11 protein-coding genes are annotated in these 17,161 nt (G+C 57.1%); 8 read left to right on the top strand and 3 right to left on the bottom strand.

All coding sequences use genetic code 11. The annotated features are described in order from the left end of the window. The first annotated feature begins 107 nt into the window (after positions 1-107). Positions 108-3,437, top strand: coding sequence for a hypothetical protein (locus QP381_RS02155; protein WP_179370080.1), 3,330 nt, complete (start codon positions 108-110; stop codon positions 3,435-3,437). A 420-nt stretch (positions 3,438-3,857) separates the two neighbouring features. Here QP381_RS02155 and QP381_RS02150 read toward each other — a convergent pair whose 3' ends face one another. Together QP381_RS02150 and QP381_RS02145 are read right to left on the bottom strand one after the other, a co-directional pair. Then, positions 3,858-4,880: a LacI family DNA-binding transcriptional regulator gene (locus QP381_RS02150; RefSeq protein ID WP_285067689.1), complete on the bottom strand. Its 1,023-nt coding sequence runs from the start codon at positions 4,878-4,880 to the stop codon at positions 3,858-3,860. A 77-nt stretch (positions 4,881-4,957) separates the two neighbouring features. Further along, positions 4,958-6,202 (bottom strand): ROK family transcriptional regulator, encoded by a 1,245-nt coding sequence (locus tag QP381_RS02145; RefSeq protein WP_285067688.1) that lies wholly within the window; start codon positions 6,200-6,202, stop codon positions 4,958-4,960. An 87-nt stretch (positions 6,203-6,289) separates the two neighbouring features. Between QP381_RS02145 and xylA the strand changes: the two genes are divergently transcribed. From xylA to mmsB, 6 genes are all read left to right on the top strand, one after another. After that, positions 6,290-7,642 carry a xylose isomerase gene (gene xylA / locus QP381_RS02140; RefSeq protein WP_006680573.1) on the top strand — a complete coding sequence of 451 codons (1,353 nt, stop codon included), beginning with the start codon at positions 6,290-6,292 and terminating at the stop codon, positions 7,640-7,642. Between the two features lie 123 nt (positions 7,643-7,765). Beyond that, positions 7,766-9,127 (top strand): xylulokinase, encoded by a 1,362-nt coding sequence (locus tag QP381_RS02135; RefSeq protein ID WP_285067687.1) that lies wholly within the window; start codon positions 7,766-7,768, stop codon positions 9,125-9,127. A 240-nt stretch (positions 9,128-9,367) separates the two neighbouring features. Beyond that, the gene (locus tag QP381_RS02130; protein WP_285067686.1) at positions 9,368-10,387 is read left to right on the top strand and encodes an acetylxylan esterase; all 1,020 of its coding nucleotides are present in this window, start codon (positions 9,368-9,370) and stop codon (positions 10,385-10,387) included. 459 nt (positions 10,388-10,846) lie between these two features. After that, a complete protein-coding gene (chvE, locus tag QP381_RS02125) occupies positions 10,847-11,968 on the top strand; it encodes a multiple monosaccharide ABC transporter substrate-binding protein (RefSeq protein ID WP_285067685.1) in 1,122 nt (373 codons plus the stop codon). A gap of 41 nt (positions 11,969-12,009) precedes the next feature. Continuing rightward, the gene (mmsA, locus tag QP381_RS02120; protein WP_285067747.1) at positions 12,010-13,560 is read left to right on the top strand and encodes a multiple monosaccharide ABC transporter ATP-binding protein; all 1,551 of its coding nucleotides are present in this window, start codon (positions 12,010-12,012) and stop codon (positions 13,558-13,560) included. After that, positions 13,557-14,720: a multiple monosaccharide ABC transporter permease gene (mmsB, locus tag QP381_RS02115; protein ID WP_103632890.1), complete on the top strand. Its 1,164-nt coding sequence runs from the start codon at positions 13,557-13,559 to the stop codon at positions 14,718-14,720. The genes mmsA and mmsB overlap by 4 nt, the downstream gene beginning before the upstream one ends. A gap of 145 nt (positions 14,721-14,865) precedes the next feature. Here mmsB and QP381_RS02110 read toward each other — a convergent pair whose 3' ends face one another. Then, a complete protein-coding gene (locus tag QP381_RS02110; RefSeq protein ID WP_006680556.1) occupies positions 14,866-15,840 on the bottom strand; it encodes a hypothetical protein in 975 nt (324 codons plus the stop codon). A gap of 161 nt (positions 15,841-16,001) precedes the next feature. On the opposite strand from QP381_RS02110, the gene QP381_RS02105 reads away from it, so the two are divergent. Further along, positions 16,002-17,108, top strand: a complete 1,107-nt coding sequence (locus QP381_RS02105) for a glycerate kinase (protein ID WP_285067682.1) — start codon at positions 16,002-16,004, stop codon at positions 17,106-17,108. Positions 17,109-17,161: the final 53 nt, after the last annotated feature.

Raw genomic sequence — 17,161 nt, 5'->3', positions numbered from 1 at the left:
GGTTAATACCCAAAGGCTGGCTGGACTTTTATGCCTGGGGTAGGATTAGGGTTATAGGGAATCTATAAATTTCGAGCGAAATGCTAAACCAATCAGAGGGGATTGATATGGCGCGCAAACAGCTTGCGAAGGTAGCGATTGCAGTAGGCACCGGGATCGCGCTGGTGGCTCCGGCGGGAGCGGCATTCGGGATTAATCAAGCAGAACCGCAGGGCAAGTTGAATATTCAGGGAGCTGTTTCGCAGTGCCGCGTCGGAGTTGACATAGCTACGGTCAACAAGGCCTATCAGGATTATCTGCGCGCCCAGCAGCAAGCCACGGATGCGGCCACAAATTTGGATGCTGAACAATCCAAACCCGAGATTGCAGAGCCCCTCGCGGCTTATGCAGGTGCCCAGGATGCCTTGCGGAAGGCACAAGCTAACCAGCAGCAGAAGCGCGATGATGCCACCGCTGCGCATAAGCAGATGCAGGACCAGGCGGCACAAGCCTTGGTGGCGGCAGTTGCTAATCTGGATAAAGCTCAAAAGGGCTTAGAGCAGGCTAAGCAGCAGCAAAAGCAGGCCGAAGAAAATCTCAGTAAAGCAAAGACGAACAAAAAGGCAGCGGACGAAGCAAATACTGCGGCGCAGGCGGCTGCCCCCGGAGCTGAGGCGGTAGCTGAAGCTAAGAAAGCTGCCGATGAGGCCGCAGCGGCTCTGGCTACGGCGCAAGAAAAAGCCGAGGAAGCTAAATCTAACCTGGACGCAGCCACCAAGGCTGCGGAGCAGGCAGACCAGGATGCCAAGAATACTGAAACCGCCAAGCAAGACGCAGAGCAAAAAGCTCAAGACGCTGCGGATGAGGTAAAAAATAAAGAAGAGGCCTTAGCTGACGCGCAGAAGAAATTGCAGGACGTTAAAGATGTTCTGGAAAACGACGATGCGGTCAGTGAAGCACAAGCAAAAGTAGAACAGGCGCAGAAGGAAAAGGACGCTGCTGCCGAGGCTAGGAAAACTGCAGATGAAGCACTTGAGGCTGCTAAAGCGACACTGAAAGAAAAGCAGGATGCCGCGGTAGAGAAAGCGCAGGCGGTTGCTGACGCGAATCAAGCCTTTGAGGATGCAAAGACTGAGCTAGGTAAGTTAAATCAGGCGCAGCGGGAAAAGCAGACCGCCTATGAGGAAGCCGTCAAGGCACAAAAAGAGGCTGAAACCAATAGAGATAACGCGCAAAAAGACTTGGATGCACAGCAGCCAAAATGCGACGCTGCCAATGATGCAGTAACCACTGCGCAAAACGAAAAGAATGCCGCAGACCAGGCAGTCAAAGACGCGGAAGCAGCGGTTAAGGCAGCGAAAGAGGCTCTGGAAGCTTCCAAAGCTGATGCTAAAGCGCAGATTGCTAAAGGATCAAAAGGCTTCTTCGAAAAGATGAATGCAACTAAGGCCTTGGAAGAGCTCAATACAGATTACAAAATCGGTGATACGCCCCTTGTGAACCACACTCATATAGGTGCTGACGGGGATGCGACTTCGCTTGAAAATATGCTGAAAGCTCTGGACTATATCGATCAAGGAAATGGTTTTAGAACAGCTGGGGATAACAACTTTGGTTCCATGGATGCCCTTCGAGTGACGGACCAGTTAATGGCACTTGCCCAAATAAACGCTAATGGTTCCGCAATTACCAAGGACCACACTCATAACTGGGGAGTTCTGCAAGAAGTTGGTAGAAGTGGAGAAAATCTAGCTTGGTCTTTGAATCCTTACGACGGTTGGTATAACGCTGAAAAGCATTTTTATGACGATAATGGTGGTCCGGTTAGCTACTCTGATAACAAAAAAGCTAAGTACGGGTATTGGATTGTTAATACCACGGGACACTATGAATCGCTAATGAAACGGGAATTTCTGTATACTGGTTTTGGTTTCGGTTCGAATCCAATGGCAAATATTCAACAGTTCCGCACTTACACCGCAGAAGAGTCCTACTCGGTATCAGAGTATAGGGAAAGACTCCTAAACTACTATGCTCCTCTGAAGGAGACAGCTGCTAAAGGTACTACAGCTGCACAGACTGCGTTAAATGCAGCTCAAGTCACGCTTGTGGCAAAGCAGGCCGCACAAAAAACTGCAGAGACAAACTTACAGAACGCGAAGGATAACGCCGCTAAGGAAGCGAAGAATTGTGAGGCTTGCCAGAAAGCGCTGGACGAAGCAGAAGCAGCACTTAATAATGCTAAAGCTGCGGTTCCCGCTGCCGAGCAAGCTTTGAAAGCTGCCAAGGAAGCTGCTAACAATCAGAACGGCGTGGTGGAAAATAAAGCCACGGAACTGGACAACGCTGAAAAGGCTAAAGCAGCAGCAGATGAAGCAGTCACCCAGGCACAAGATGGGGTTAACGCCAAACAGCAAGCTGCTGATGACGCGCAAAAAACAGTGGACGAAAAGCAAAAAGCTTTGGATGTGGCCAAAGAGAACTATGACGCAGTAGTTGCCACCAAGGCTGACGCTAAGAAGCAGTTGGATGAGGCAGAAAATGCAGTAAAGCAGGCAGACGCTGCCCTGAATACCGCTAAAGACGAAAAAGCTAAAGCTGATGCGGCAGTAGCCGATGCCGCCACCAAGCTAAATGAAGCGAAGCAGAAAGCTGCCGAGGCCGAAACCCGGGCACAAGATGCGCAGAAAGCTAAAGACACCGCTGATCAAAAAGCAGCGGATGCCAAGACGGCAAACGACGCGGCAGCCAAAGATTACGCAGACAAAGCAGCCGCCCAAAAGGCTGCCGATGAGGCGCAGGCTAAAGCAGATGCCGCGGCGAAACCAGTAGAGGATGCGCAGAAAGCTAAAGACACCGCCGATCAAGAAGCAGTAGATGCCAACACGGCCAAAGAGACTGCCCAGAAAGCTAAAGATCAGGCTGCGGTAGATAACGAAGGCGCACAGAAAGTACCCGACCTTGACACCTGGATAGGACAACAACCTGGTAGCGCACCTGCTCCCGTAGCACCGCTGAGCATAATGGCGATGCGTGCACCGGCAGCTACCAGCGTTAGTGCCGAAACCCAGCAGGCGATCGATGACGTCCTCGCAAAGTATCAAGCTTATCTGGAAGCCGCGCAGGCAGCAGATACTGCTACCGAGGAAGTACAGCAGTTAGAGGCCGCCTATAAAGAAGCTAAAGCCGCGCTAGCGCCATTTGAAGCAGCCCTGCAGCAGGCTAACACTCAGTTGGATAAGGCAAAAGCCACCTACGAGAAGCTCTATCAAGACTGCATCGCTCCCGGGTCAGCCTATAGAGGCAAGCACGCAGGTGAACCGGATAACGCCTCCAGGTCCGGCTTGGGTAAAACCGGAGCCGACGACCTGTCCACCATTTTGGGGCTATCGGCAATCAGTGCGGGTGCCGGTGCCTACCTGGTTGCCCGGCGGCGCCAGCCAAAGCACGCGCGCTAGAAAACGTGTCTTAATCTGACAGATAACCTATGGTGGGGTCAATGCCTGAAGAAGGCATTGACCCCACCATAAATTCAGCTATACGTTCTAAGTCGATAGGCGATACGGGTTAACAGGTTGAACACCTGATCACCAAAACGAAGGTTCATACCAGGATTAGGGGCTAATGCCCTTTTCGATATTAACCAGGCTCAGCAGTGGGGGCAGGCACGATGCCTGCACCCCATGAAACCCCACCCCGAACTAACCCATCAACACAATTTGTCCTATAAGCCTCAAGTGCTACGGTGCCGCGAGGCCGGTACGAGTATGCCGATAAGGTCGCGGACGACCGTGCTCAGACAGTGGTGGTCTAAAAACTCTGGGCTTTTTAACCCTTGGGCCTGTTCAGCCTCGGGATTGTGTACAGCTGCGGACCGTTTAAAATTCTGGGATCGTCGACTGTCGGATGACCAGCTCACCTTTAACCAAGATACGCTTGGGCAACTCAGAGTCCGACTCGTCAAGGAGAAGCTCTACACCCTGGCGTGCAATTTCCGGAAGAGGTTGGCGTAGCGTGGTCACTGATGGGCGCATCAGTTCGGCGAACTGAATATCGTCAAAGCCGGTGACCATGATGTCCTCGGGAATACCGAAGCCACGATGACGGAGCTCTGTAATTGCGCCGATGGCAAGAAGATCGTTCAGACACACGATCGCGTCCCAGTGATTTCCCCCGTTGATCAGGGTTGAAACTGCGCTACGTGCCGATTCGACGGAATGGTTGCATTCAAGGACATCGCTGTCCGCAAGTTCCATCCCGAACTCGGGAGCAGCCCGGCGCGCTTCGGTCACGCGTTTAACGGATGATAGATCAGAGCCCGTATTCGACAGCATCGCGATGCGACGTGCTCCGCGTTCCTTCAGGTGTCCTAGAACCTCGCGAACGCCGTGCGCGTCGTCAACGCCAACGAATGGGATGTGAGGCAAAGAGACGGCTCTGTCGAGCTGGACGGTTGGCACCAAGGCTGCCGCGCGCTCTAGGGAGGGCGTTGAGAAAGATTCGTGACAGGGCACGATGATCAGACCGTCTACCGAACCCCCTTCGAATGAGCGAAGCTTCAAGTCTTCCGTAGTGACAGACATTTCCGCATCGGAAATGAGCAATGAGAGCCCGCGCTGGGATAAGTGGTGCTCGACTTGAACAATGAGGTCCGTGTAGAACGGGTTGGAGATCGAAGGGACGAGCATGCCGATCTGCTTCGTTTTGGCTAGGCGAAGAGATCTGGCGACGGGGTTCACTCTGTAGCCAAGTTTGCGTGCGACCTCTCGAACGTGGTCGCGCGTTTGCGCACCGATGAGCTCGGAACCTCGTCCTAGAGCACGTGAAGCTGTGGAAACTGAAACGCCTGCCGCTTGAGCGACGTCAACAAGGCGTGGGCGGGGTTTCTCATCTCCGATCATGGATACAGATTAACCCGCACATTGGGTGAAATTGTGTCGGCACCCTGAATGAAAACCGTGACGTTCCGCGGAGTTTGTCATGCTGTCCATGCCATGGGGTCATCGACCAAGCGCTGCAGAATTCGATATGCCGCTCCGCGCGAGTCAAGACCTTGGGAATCTCGGATTACTTCGAGTTTCGGCTGAGACCAGGCGTATTGAAGAACGCGGGTTTCGATTTCCTTTTCAGCTGCGGGCACAAGCCATTCGCTCAGTTCAGCGACAATGCCGCCGAGCAGAACCAGGGGGATGTCCGCAGAGTTGATGACGGCTGAAAGCGCTCGACCAAGGGCTGCTCCGCCTTCTTCGAGGGCTTCACGTGCTTGCTTCGAACCGTTTTCTGCCGCCTTGCGAATGTCTTCAACGGTTGCGTGGCGATCAAGTCCGGAGCGCTCAGCGAGGGCGCGCAGACCGAGGTATGCCTCGAGGCAACCGGTAGTCCCGCACGAGCAGAGGGGGCCGGAAGGGTCTGCGCAGATGTGGCCGATTTCGCCGGACCACCCGTGTGCTCCGCTGAACGGACGATGGTCGACAATGATGCCGGCGCCGATGCCAACTTCGCCCGATATGTAGACGAATGACGCGGGCCCCGAGGGAACGCCGGGAAGCGGGTGTGCGACAGCGAAGGCGGCCAGGTCGGCTTCGTTGGCAACGATCGCGGGGTAGAGGTCCGATAGGGGAGCGAGCAGCTTCTCTAGGGGGATGTCGCGCCATCCCAAGTTGGGTGCGAGTGCCAGTCGGTCGGGGGATACGAGGCCTGGAAGAGCCAATCCACTGCCGAGGAAAATTGCTCCATCGGGAAGATGTTCTTCGACGAGAGCGTGTGCCATGTCGGCCAGTGAGGTCATCACTTCGACGTGATCGGAGTTCGCAAAGTCGCCTTTGACACGATTTCGTGCAATTTCGTTGCCTCCGAGATCGATGATGACAGCGTCAAGGGCGGAAATATTGACTTCGAGACCCAGCGCGACCGCCCTTCCTGGGGCTGGTGTGAGTCGATTGGCTGGGCGGCCTCGTCCGCCGATGGATGGTTCAAGTTCGAGAACGAGGCCCGCGTTGATGAGTTCATCGACGAGGCGCGAGATGGTAGCTCGCGTAATGCCTGTTGCTTGAGAAATGCCTGATCGGGAGATCTCTCCGGGTGCGGCAAGGATGTGTCGCAGGGCGAGGGAGAGGTTCATTGCACGCAGGCTTTCAGCCTTCACGCCCGCCATTGCGCGCTCCGATGGGCGCTGGGGTGCTCGCTGGGAAACCGACGTGTGTCGACGAATTGCTGCTGCCATGCTCTTGACTCTAGTACATTTCACACAGTATGTTTTGTTATGTAACAAAAGCGATCGTATCGATCTCTGAATCTCTGAGAGGCAACCATGTCTGAGAATCTCTGGAACATCGACAAGATCCCCTTCGTCGGAACATCGTCGCTCCGTCAGGGTCTTGGTTTCCGCTACTATGACGCCGAGCGAGTGGTCGCCGGCAAGACCATGCGCGAATGGCTGCGCTTCGGTGTTGCCTACTGGCACTCCTTCCAGGCCGAACTCGTCGATCCCTTCGGTGAGGGCACAGCGCAGCGCCCCTTCGATGGCAAGTACTCCAAGCCACTCGATCTGGCACTCGCCAAGGTCGACTACGCCTTTGACTTCTACAAGGCGCTGGGCGTTGACTACTTCTGCTTCCATGACCGCGACATCGCTCCCGAAGGCGACACCCTGCGCGAAACCAACGCAAACCTCGACAAGGTTGTCGACGCGATCGAAGCAAAGCAGAAGGAAACCGGCGTCAAGCTCCTGTGGAACACCTCTTCGCTGTTCACCAACCGCCGCTTCGTTTCCGGCGCAGCAACCTCGCCGTTCGCCGAGATCTACTCCTACGCCGGCGCACAGCTGAAGCATTCCCTGGAAATCGCCAAGCGCCTGGGCGCAGAGAACTACGTGTTCTGGGGCGGTCGCGAAGGGTACGAGAACCTGTGGAACACTGACCTCAAGCGCGAGCAGGACCACATCGCAGCAATGTTCCAGATGTGCGTTGACTACGCCAAGGAAATCGGTCTCGACGCTCAGTTCATGCTCGAGCCGAAGCCGAAGGAGCCGACGAGCCACCAGTACGATTTCGACGCAGCAACCACCATCGCCTTCCTCCAGACCTACGGCCTGCAGGATCACTTCAAGCTGAACCTCGAAGGCAACCACGCCAACCTTGCTGGTCACACCTACCAGCACGAAATCCGCGTGGCACGCGAAGCTGGCATGCTCGGTTCTCTCGATGCCAACCAGGGCGACAAGCTCATCGGTTGGGACATCGACGAATTCCCGTCAGACCTCTACGAGACCACCGCAGTCATGTGGGAGGTCCTCGCAGAAGGCCAGATCGGCCCGCACGGTGGCCTGAACTTTGACGCCAAGCCGCGCCGTACCTCGTTCACCGCTGAGGACCTGTTCCGCGCCCACGTTGTTGGCATGGACTCCTACGCAGCCGGCCTGTTGGTCGCAGCCCGCATGCACGAAGAAGGACTTATCGAAGACCTCGTCTCCGAGCGCTACTCGTCCTTCGATTCGGGCATCGGTGCGACGGTCGAAGATGGCACAGCCTCCCTCGCCTCGCTGGAAGCACACTCACTTGACATTCCGCAGGCTGACCTTGTTGCAGCCACGAAGTCGGACCATCTCGAGTCTGTGAAGGCTACGATTAACAACTACATCGTCGATACTTTGGGCCGCGCCTGATCGACACTATCCTTACGGGCGGTCGCCAGCTTTTGGTGACCGCCCGTTTGGGTACTTTCGCTTCCTTCGCTTGGAAAAGTGGCATCGGTGCCACTTCGAAAAGCCCTTACTTTTGGAGCATATATGAGCACTCTTCGCCCCTACGTTGCCGGTGTTGATACGTCGACCCAGTCTTGCAAGGTCGTCATCTACGACCCTGCTACGTCCACCATCGTCCGCCAGGGCAAGGCCTCGCACCCGGATGGCACCGAAGTTGATCCCGAAAAATGGTGGGATGCCTTCGAGGAGGCCCTTGAACGTGCCGGCGGTTTGGACGATGTGGCTGCCCTGTCCGTCGGCGGTCAGCAGCACGGCATGGTCTGCCTGGATAAGGACGGCAATGTCATCCGTCCCGCCCTGCTGTGGAACGACACGCGTTCGGCTGGTGCTGCGCGCGACCTTATTCGCGAACGTGGCACCGATGACCGCGACGATGCTAGCTCTGAGGGCGCGAGCTGGTGGGCCGAGGCCACGGGTTCCGTTCCCGTCGCATCGTTGACCGTCACCAAGTTGCGTTGGCTCGCCGATAACGAGCCCGAGAATGTCGCCAAGATCGCCGCAATCTGCCTTCCGCACGATTATCTGACATGGCGCATCATGGGCAAGCCCGCGTTGGACCAGCTGGCAACCGACCGCTCCGACGCGTCGGGCACCGGCTACATGGCACGCGAGACCCCGACGTACCGTCGCGATATTCTCGCCTCTGCGCTTCGTATCGACGAGGCCACGGCCGCCTCTATCATTCTTCCGACCATTGCTGGTCCGTGGGACGTGGTCGGTCACGGTGACCCTGAGCGCGGCTGGGGAGACATTGTCCTTGGCCCTGGCGCTGGCGATAACGCTGCTTCTGCGCTGGGCGTCGACCTGGAGCCGGGCAGTGCCCTGCTGTCTCTCGGAACCTCTGGTGTGGTCGCAGCAGTGTCGGCAACATCCGTTGCTGATCCGTCCGGTCTGGTGACGGGATTCTCCGATGCATCGGGCAACTGGCTACCGCTCGCGTGCACCCTCAATGCATCGCGCATTATCGACGCGATGATGAAGGTGACCGGTCTGAACTATAAAGAGTTTGACGAATACGCCCTGTCTGTCCCGGATGCCGGAGGCCTCGAGCTGATCCCCTACTTCGAAGGCGAACGCACCCCGAACCTGCCCGATGCGACGGCGGAGCTCCGCGGCATGACGTTGGCTAACTCCGACCGTGCGCACGTTGCTCGCGCCACGGTCGAAGGTCTGCTCAACCTCATGCGCTACGCGCTCGATGCCATGCGCGCGCTTGGCGTCCCGTTGAACAAGGTGCTCATTGTCGGTGGTGGCGTGAAGTCGACGGCCGTCCAGGCTCTGGCAGCAGACATGCTAGATGCCGTTGTGGAACTGCCCGAGCCCGGCGAATACGTTGCTCTCGGTGCAGCGAAGCAGGCTGCGAAGGTTCTGGCTTCCCGCGCCTGATATCAGCTGGTACTTCTTTGCCCCTGGCCTTTCAGTAGGCTGGGGGCTTTGAAGTGTGGCCGGCCTCGTCAATTGGGAAGAGCTGGGATGTGGTGCGATGGTGAACTGTGCCCAGTCGCTGCGTGTAGAAGGCGGGAGGCTCGTCCCATCTGCTAAACAAGTGTGAGGAATCGTTTCCTCCCATTGCCGGCGTTTGCCAAAGATGGCATGCTACGGAGGATTGCACACGCAGGAGTACGCATGTCGACCTTCTTCGACCTTGATCGGGATCAACTGGAAATTTATCGCCCCGATAGTTTCGAGCCCGCAGACTTCGATGAATTTTGGGCGACGACTCTTGAAGAGAATCCTTTCGACCCGAGGTCCGTTCAGATCGAAGAGGTCACCGATCTGGTGGTGAAGACTCACCGAGTCTTCGACGTGACCTTCGGCGGGTACGCGGGCGATCCGATCAAGGCGTGGCTGACAATTCCTGCAACGGCTCAGCCCGGCGAAGAATTGCCCACCATTGTCGAGTTCCGCGGATATGGCGGTGGACGAGGCCTCCCGTACGAGCACCTCGGCTGGGCGGGCGCGGGCTTTGCGCACCTAGTCATGGACAACCGTGGCCAAGGCGGAAACTGGGGGACAGGGGCGGACACCGTCGATCCGCATCCCCTGGGCGTTGGTCAGTTCGGACTCATGACACGTGGAATCGAAGACCCTCACGACTACTACTTCCGTCGGATCTATATCGACGCGCACCACGCGGTTGAGGCTACTGTGCACCTTCCGCACTGCGACGAGAAGCGGATCATTGTCACCGGGCAAAGCCAGGGTGGCACACTGTCCGTTGTGGCCGGCGTTCTGAACCCGCGCGTTTTGGCTACGATGCCCGACGTTGCGTGGATGGCCGACTTCCGCCGTGCGGTCGGATTAAGCGAACATACGCCCTATCAGGAAGTTGTCCGCTACCTGTCCGTGTTCCGTGGCCGTGACGAGATGGTGTTTGAGACCCTCGCCTACTTTGACATTGTGTCGCTGGGGAAGCGCGCGACGATTCCCGCGTTGTTCTCGACCGGGCTCATGGATATCTGTTGCCCGCCGTCGACGGTGTATGCAGCGAAAAACTGGTGGGGTGAAAAGGTGGTTGAGGCTGGCGGACAGCGACCGAGTGCCCAGATTGATGCCCACGCATTCAACGAGCATGAGGGTGGTGGCCTGTATCAGTGGCATCGTCAGGTGTTGTGGGTGAAAGACTTCTTGGGCCTTGTCGACTGAGTTGTGGAGTGTGAAACGCAGGTGTTGTTATGAAATTGTTGCATAACAATCGAAAATAGTGACTTCGGCGCTTAAATCAGGAAAAATCGCAGTTCAGAGCTAGTTTTTCAGGGTCCGTAAAAGTCCAAGATAGGGGTAGATGTTCCCCGAAAACCGTGTGAAAACGGGCGACAGTTTGTTTTTGTCTTGACGAGACGTGTGCCACCGTTTATGTTTTGTTTGGGAACAAAAGGGAATTGGGGTTTACCTCCCTACTAGCCGGCTAGCGGTGGCTATAGGAAGAAACCAACCCAGCCTCCACGGTTCTCCAGAATTGAAGACCGAATGCGCAGGTGGCCTCGTACCCCCTGCGTGAAGGGGAGCAACGCATACTCCCCAGATTCGCGAACATCCCATTTTGAATCACAGACCCGCGGGTTGCGCTGAAGCGACACCGCACAATGGCGAAGGAGCCAAACAATGCGAGGAATTGCAAAGAAGACGCTCGTTGCACTTGCAGCGTCATCCATGGCCTTTGGCATGGCCGCTTGCTCCGCAGAACGCGGTGGCTCGTCCGAATCCGGCGCAGCAGCTGGCGGTGAAGGTGGCCTCATCGGTGTTTCAATGCCGAGTAAGTCCCTCGAGCGCTGGAACCGTGACGGTTCGCACCTCGAAGAACTGCTGAAGGACGAAGGCTACGACGTCTCCCTGCAGTACGCAGACAACAAGGTCGAACAGCAGATCACCCAGATCCAGAACATGATCAACGCAGGCCCCAAGGTCCTCGTTGTCGCCTCCATTGACGGCTCCGCACTGGCTCCCGTTCTAGAACAGGCCAAGTCCGCAGGCATCCCGGTCATCGCATACGACCGCCTGATCCGCGACACCGAAGCAGTCGACTACTACGCGACCTTCGACAACTACAAGGTCGGCCAGCTGCAGGGCCAGTACATCGAAGAATCCCTCGGCCTCAAGGACGGCAAGGGCCCGTTCAACTTCGAACCCTTCTCCGGCTCCCCCGATGACAACAACGCCAAGTTCTTTTTCTCCGGCGCATGGGACGTCCTCTCGACCTACGTTGAATCTGGCATGCTGACCGTTCCGTCCGGCAAGGCACCGTCATCCGTTGACGATTGGCAGTCCATCGGCATCCAGGCATGGATGTCCACCACCGCACAGTCAGAAATGGAAACCCGCCTCAATTCCTTCTATTCCGACAAGAAGGTTGAAGCCATCCTCTCCCCGAACGACTCCGTCGCACTCGGCATCTCCCAGGCACTCGACTCGGACGGCTACACCGCCGATGCATGGCCGGTCCTGACCGGTCAGGACGCCGACCAGGCAAACGTCCAGAACATCATCGCTGGCAAGCAATCCATGACCGTCTGGAAGGACACCCGCGCTCTCGGTGATCGCGTCGCCAAGATGGTCGACCAGATCGTCAAGGGCATGGAGGTCGAGGTCAACGACACCGAGTCCTACGACAACGGCATGAAGGTTGTTCCTTCGTTCCTGCTTGATCCGATCGTCATCACGAAGGACAACGTCCAAGAGAAGCTCGTTGACTCGGGCTTCTACACGGCAGCAGACCTCGGTCTCTGATCCTCGGACGTAAGTAACTCTCCTAGAAACTGAGGTGAATGATGCAGACCGATGAACTGGTCCTGCGAATGTCACATATCGTCAAGGAATTCTCTGGAGTCAGAGCCCTCGATGACGTGACGATGGAGGTCCGCCGAGGGGAAGTCCACGCAATCTGCGGTGAGAACGGTGCCGGCAAGTCGACCCTCATGAAGGTCCTGTCGGGTGTCTACCCCTACGGTTCCTACGAAGGCAGCATCGAATACGTTGGTAACGAATGTCGCTTCAAGTCCATCCGTGAATCAGAGGACGTCGGCATCGTCATCATTCACCAGGAACTGGCGCTGTCCCCGTTCCTGTCCGTTGCGGAAAACATTTTCCTTGGCAACGAACGGGGGCGCGCCGGATTCGTTGATTGGCACGAAACCAAGATTCTGGCGAAGGAACTGCTCGACAAGGTCGGTTTGGACGTCAACCCTGACGCGCGCGTCGTCGACCTGGGCGTTGGCCAGCAACAGCTCGTTGAAATCGCAAAGGCATTGTCCAAGGACGTCAAGCTCCTGATCCTGGACGAGCCGACCGCAGCACTCAACGACGATGACTCTGAGCACCTGCTTGAGCTGATGCGTCAGCTCCGCGAAGAGGGCATCACCATGATCATCATCTCCCACAAGCTGGGAGAAATCCGTGAGATCGCCGACTCCACGTCGATCATCCGTGACGGCAAGACCGTCGGCTACATCGACATGCACCGCCCCGAAGGCGTAACCGAAGACGAAATCATCGCCAAGATGGTCGGTCGCGAACTGTCCAACCGCTTCCCGGAGCACACGCCGACCATCGGCGACACAATCCTCGAAGTTTCCAACTGGACCGTTCACCACCCGATCGACACTGACCGAAAGGTAGTCGACGACGCGAGCTTCGAACTGCGCCGTGGAGAGATCACCGGCCTGGCCGGTCTGATGGGTGCGGGACGTACCGAGCTTGCCATGAGCATCTTCGGTCACCAGTACGGCACCTCGATCAGCGGTGAAGTTCGCAAGAACGGCGAGGTCATCGACACCTCCACCGTGACCAAGGCGATCAGCCACCGCCTGGCATATGTCCCCGAAGACCGCAAGACGATGGGGCTGAACCTGATCCAAGACATTCGCAAGAACGTCACCATTGCAGCCATCGACAAGATCATCAAGGGGCACGTCATTCAGTCCCATGACGAGGATGCGCTGGTCGAAGACTTCCGACAGAAGCTTCGCATCAAGACCTCGTCGATCGACGCACTCGCGTCGTCCCTGTCCGGTGGCAACCAGCAGAAGGTTGTCCTAGCCAAGTGGATCAACACCGATCCCGAGATCCTCATCCTTGACGAGCCGACACGAGGCATCGACGTCGGCGCCAAGTATGAGATCTACCAAATCATTCAGCAACTAGCCGATGAGGGTCACGCTGTCCTCGTCATCTCGTCGGAGTTGCCCGAGCTTCTGGGCATCTGCGATCGCATCTACACAATGAGCCAAGGCATGATCACGGGTGTCGTTCCCGCGGCCGAAGCAACACAGGAATCTCTCATGAAGCTCATGACCAAGGAACGAGTGAAGGAAGCACGATGAAAGAGTCGACCAAACGGCTGCAGGGCAGCCTCCAGCAGTACGGGATTCTCGGTGCGCTCGTCGTCATTGTCATCCTGTTCAACATTCTTACCGGTGGCCGCCTTTTGGCCCCGAACAATATCGCCTCGCTGATTCAGCAGAACGCGTACGTGATGGTCCTGACCATCGGCATGACCATGGTCATCATCGCCCGCCACATCGACCTCGCTGTCGGCTCGGTCGTCGCCTTCGTCGGTGGCGTGGTCGCACTGCTCATGTACCAGATGCACGTTGCGTGGCCACTTGCAGTGGTCATCGGCCTGCTTCTCGGTATTTTGATCGGCTGCTGGCAGGGCTTCTGGGTTGCCTACGTTGGCATCCCCGCGTTCATCGTCACCCTGGGTGGCATGCTCATCTTCCGTGGCCTCGCGATCGTCCTCGTAGAAGCAACCGTTTCCGGTCTGCCGTCGGGCTTCGTGGCCATCGCAGCCGGATCCCTGCCCCCGTTCCTCGGCTACGCGGGCATGCTTGACGTCGTCACTCTGGTTATCGGTATCGCAACGATCGCAGTCGCGCTCTTCTCCTCTTTCCGCCGTCGCGCAAAGGATGTCAAGGCAGGTGCAGCGGTCATCCCGTTCGGATTGTTCGTCACCGGTCAGGTCCTGATAGCCCTGGCAATCGCCTTCGTGACCTACCTGCTCTCCCTGTCCTCCGGTGGGACCCCGATCGTTCTCATCATCATCGGCGTCCTGGTGGTCATCTACTCGTTCGTCATGGCGAAGACGAAGTTCGGTCGTCACATCTACGCCGTTGGTGGCAACCTCCGCGCAGCCCAGCTGTCCGGTATCAACACCAAGCGCACTGACTTCCTGGTCTTCGTGAACATGGGCTTCCTTGCCGCACTCGCCGGCATCATCACGACCTCCCGCGCAGGTGCTGCAGTCGCAACCGCAGGTAACAACTACGAACTCGACGCTATCGCAGCAGCCTTCATCGGTGGTACTGCGGTCTCCGGTGGTATCGGTAAGATCTCCGGTGCCATCATCGGTGCACTCATCATGGGCGTTCTGAACATGGGCCTGTCGATTCTGGCAGTCGACTCCGCATGGCAGCAGTCCATCAAGGGTCTCGTTGTGATTCTCGCAGTCGCTGTTGACCTGATCTCCTCGAAGAAGAACTGAGGTTGAACAAGCGCGTGCTTGATACGCCTTAATCGCAGAGGGTGGTTTAAACACCTGGCTTGAATAATGTGACCCCGAAGGAATTCCTTCGGGGTCACATGCGTCTGTCAGCCTTTGCGCTGTTTCTCAAACGTATTACTAGGCCTCAGATGCGCTCGGCACTGATGCGGTGAGTAATCGTGTAGGTCTGACCTGCCTTTAAATCGATCGCGGTGGCATATCCGGCTTCCGTCAGAGGGTTGGTCGCTGCTGAAACGCCTTCACCGAAGTCGAATGCCGAGGTAATCGGTTCGACGCCTAGGCAGAGGTTGTTTCCTCCCCACGGAGCACCTTTACGACCGTGGTTGGAGATCCAGAACATGACGTTATTCAACAGGGTGCGATCCCATTCAAGGGTGGCCTTGTATCCTTCAGCATCGTTGATCAGGGTGACCCGCCCGTCCTTGGGGCCCGCGGTTAGAACGATTTCGTCAACCTCTTCGGTTAGGGGAAGGTGAGTCAGATCGATCGTGCCACCGTCGGCTCGAGGTGCCTTGGCAAGGTCACTGAAACGCGCACCAAGTTCAAGAACCGTGGTTCCTGAGTCGGCTGGGAAAGCCCAGAATCCATCGGCTTCGCCGAGCTCGATGTGAGCATCTCCCGGGTTCTCAGGAAGATGGAAGATGGGATGCAGACCAAGTGGCAGGCGAGCATCGGCGCGCATGATGATTGAGTCTTCGAATTCAACAGCACCTTCAATGCAGGTCACGCGACGCTCCACGCGCTTCACCGGGTCGTCGTCGGCGTAGTCCAGGCTGAGTACGGCAGAATCGGATTCCAGCGCCTCGACGTTCCAACGCAGGTTTGCGGAGGGGCCGTGGATCCAGGGGCTGGCACCGTTGTGACCATTACGCCATCCCTCGGGCAGTTCTTCAGCAGTTTCGGGTGCGGCGCCGAAGGGGACGCAAAGGAAGTCGCCACGAAGCTTGTCCAAAATCGGGGCCTCGGGGAAACCTTCCCACGTGGCAATGTATGAGGGAGTGAACTCTTTATCCGTTCCTGCCTCAAAAAGTGCGGTCGTCATCGCGCCCTGAATTTGGATAGTTGCGCGAACTTTACCGGTGCCGATCGAAACGCTCATCTGGACTCCTTCGTCAATTTTCTTTAGGGCAGTTCCTGTTCTCAGCCTAGTCAATTCCGCTCTCAAAACAGGCAATACACGTTATTGTTAGTTGTTAACAGTAATGATGCTGTTTGTCCGTACTACCCCAGTGCTGGCACCTGCTCACCCAAGGAAACGCCGTGAAATTCATCCTCGCACCCGACTCTTTCAAAGAGAACATGACTGCATTGGAAGCAGTAACGGCAATGGAAAAGGGAATCCATGACGTGTACCCCGATGCCGACTGCGTCCGCGTCCCCATGTCCGACGGCGGTGAAGGCTTCATTGAAGCCGTTGCAACTGCGTGGGGAGCTCGCCGAATCACGGTCGTCAACATGGATGCCTTGGGCAGGCCGATTCAATCCGAATACGCGCTCGCGGACGGGCGAGCCGTCCTTGATGTTGCGTCGTGTGCGGGAATTGAACTGGTCGCTCCCCACGAACGCAATGTCGCCAAATCCAATACTGCTGGCCTCGGCATGATTATTCGCGACGCCCTGTCGCGTGGCGCACGCGAACTGTTGATCGGAATCGGTGGGTCTGCCACAAATGACGCTGGCATTGGAATGCTTGTTGAGCTCGGAGCACGTCTTCTCGATGCGGATGGTGCAGAGCTTGCCCCGAAGCTAGAAAACCTCGACCAAGTAGCGAGCGTTGACACGTCTGCCTTGGACGCGTTGCTGGACGGACTAAGCGTCAAGGTCGCTTGCGACGTGACCAACCCGCTGAACGGGCCTGAAGGCGCCACCGCAGTCTTTGGCCCGCAAAAGGGAGTCCAGCCCGAACAGGTCGAATTCTTCGACTCCCTCCATCTGCATTTCGCCACCGCCAGTGGTCACGGAGACGACGCGCTTCTGCCGGGCTCGGGCGCCGCGGGTGGCCTTGGTTTTGCGCTACGTGCCTTCCTCCATGCGGAGTTGACGCCCGGAATTGACCTTGTCGCCGACGCGGTCGGATTAGCCGATGCAGTGCAGGGAGCCGACTGGGTGTTCACAGGCGAAGGCTCGGTCGACTCTCAGACGATCAACGGCAAGACCCCCGCTGGCGTCACAGCTATCGCGCGCGCCGCCGGTGTCCCCGTCATGGTCTTCGCCGGCCGAATTAAAGAAGGTGCTGAAATCCTGCTTGAGCACGGCGTTTCCAAGATCGTGAAGGTCGGCGATCCGGCTGAGTCGCTCGAAGAAGCACTGAAGAACGGTCAAAAGAACCTGCGCGCCGCTGTTGTGAGTGCGCTGAACGCTGAGTAATTCGGGCTTCGTAAGGAGTACGACTAAGTAGAGATTCCGGCCTCGTGAATAGG

The sequence above is a fragment of the Pauljensenia sp. UMB6358 genome, from assembly GCF_030216865.1.
GTDB classification, from domain to species: Bacteria; Actinomycetota; Actinomycetes; order Actinomycetales; family Actinomycetaceae; genus Pauljensenia; species Pauljensenia turicensis_A.
Note: the sequence above shows the minus strand (reverse complement) of the source record. Positions and strands in the feature narration are given on the sequence as shown.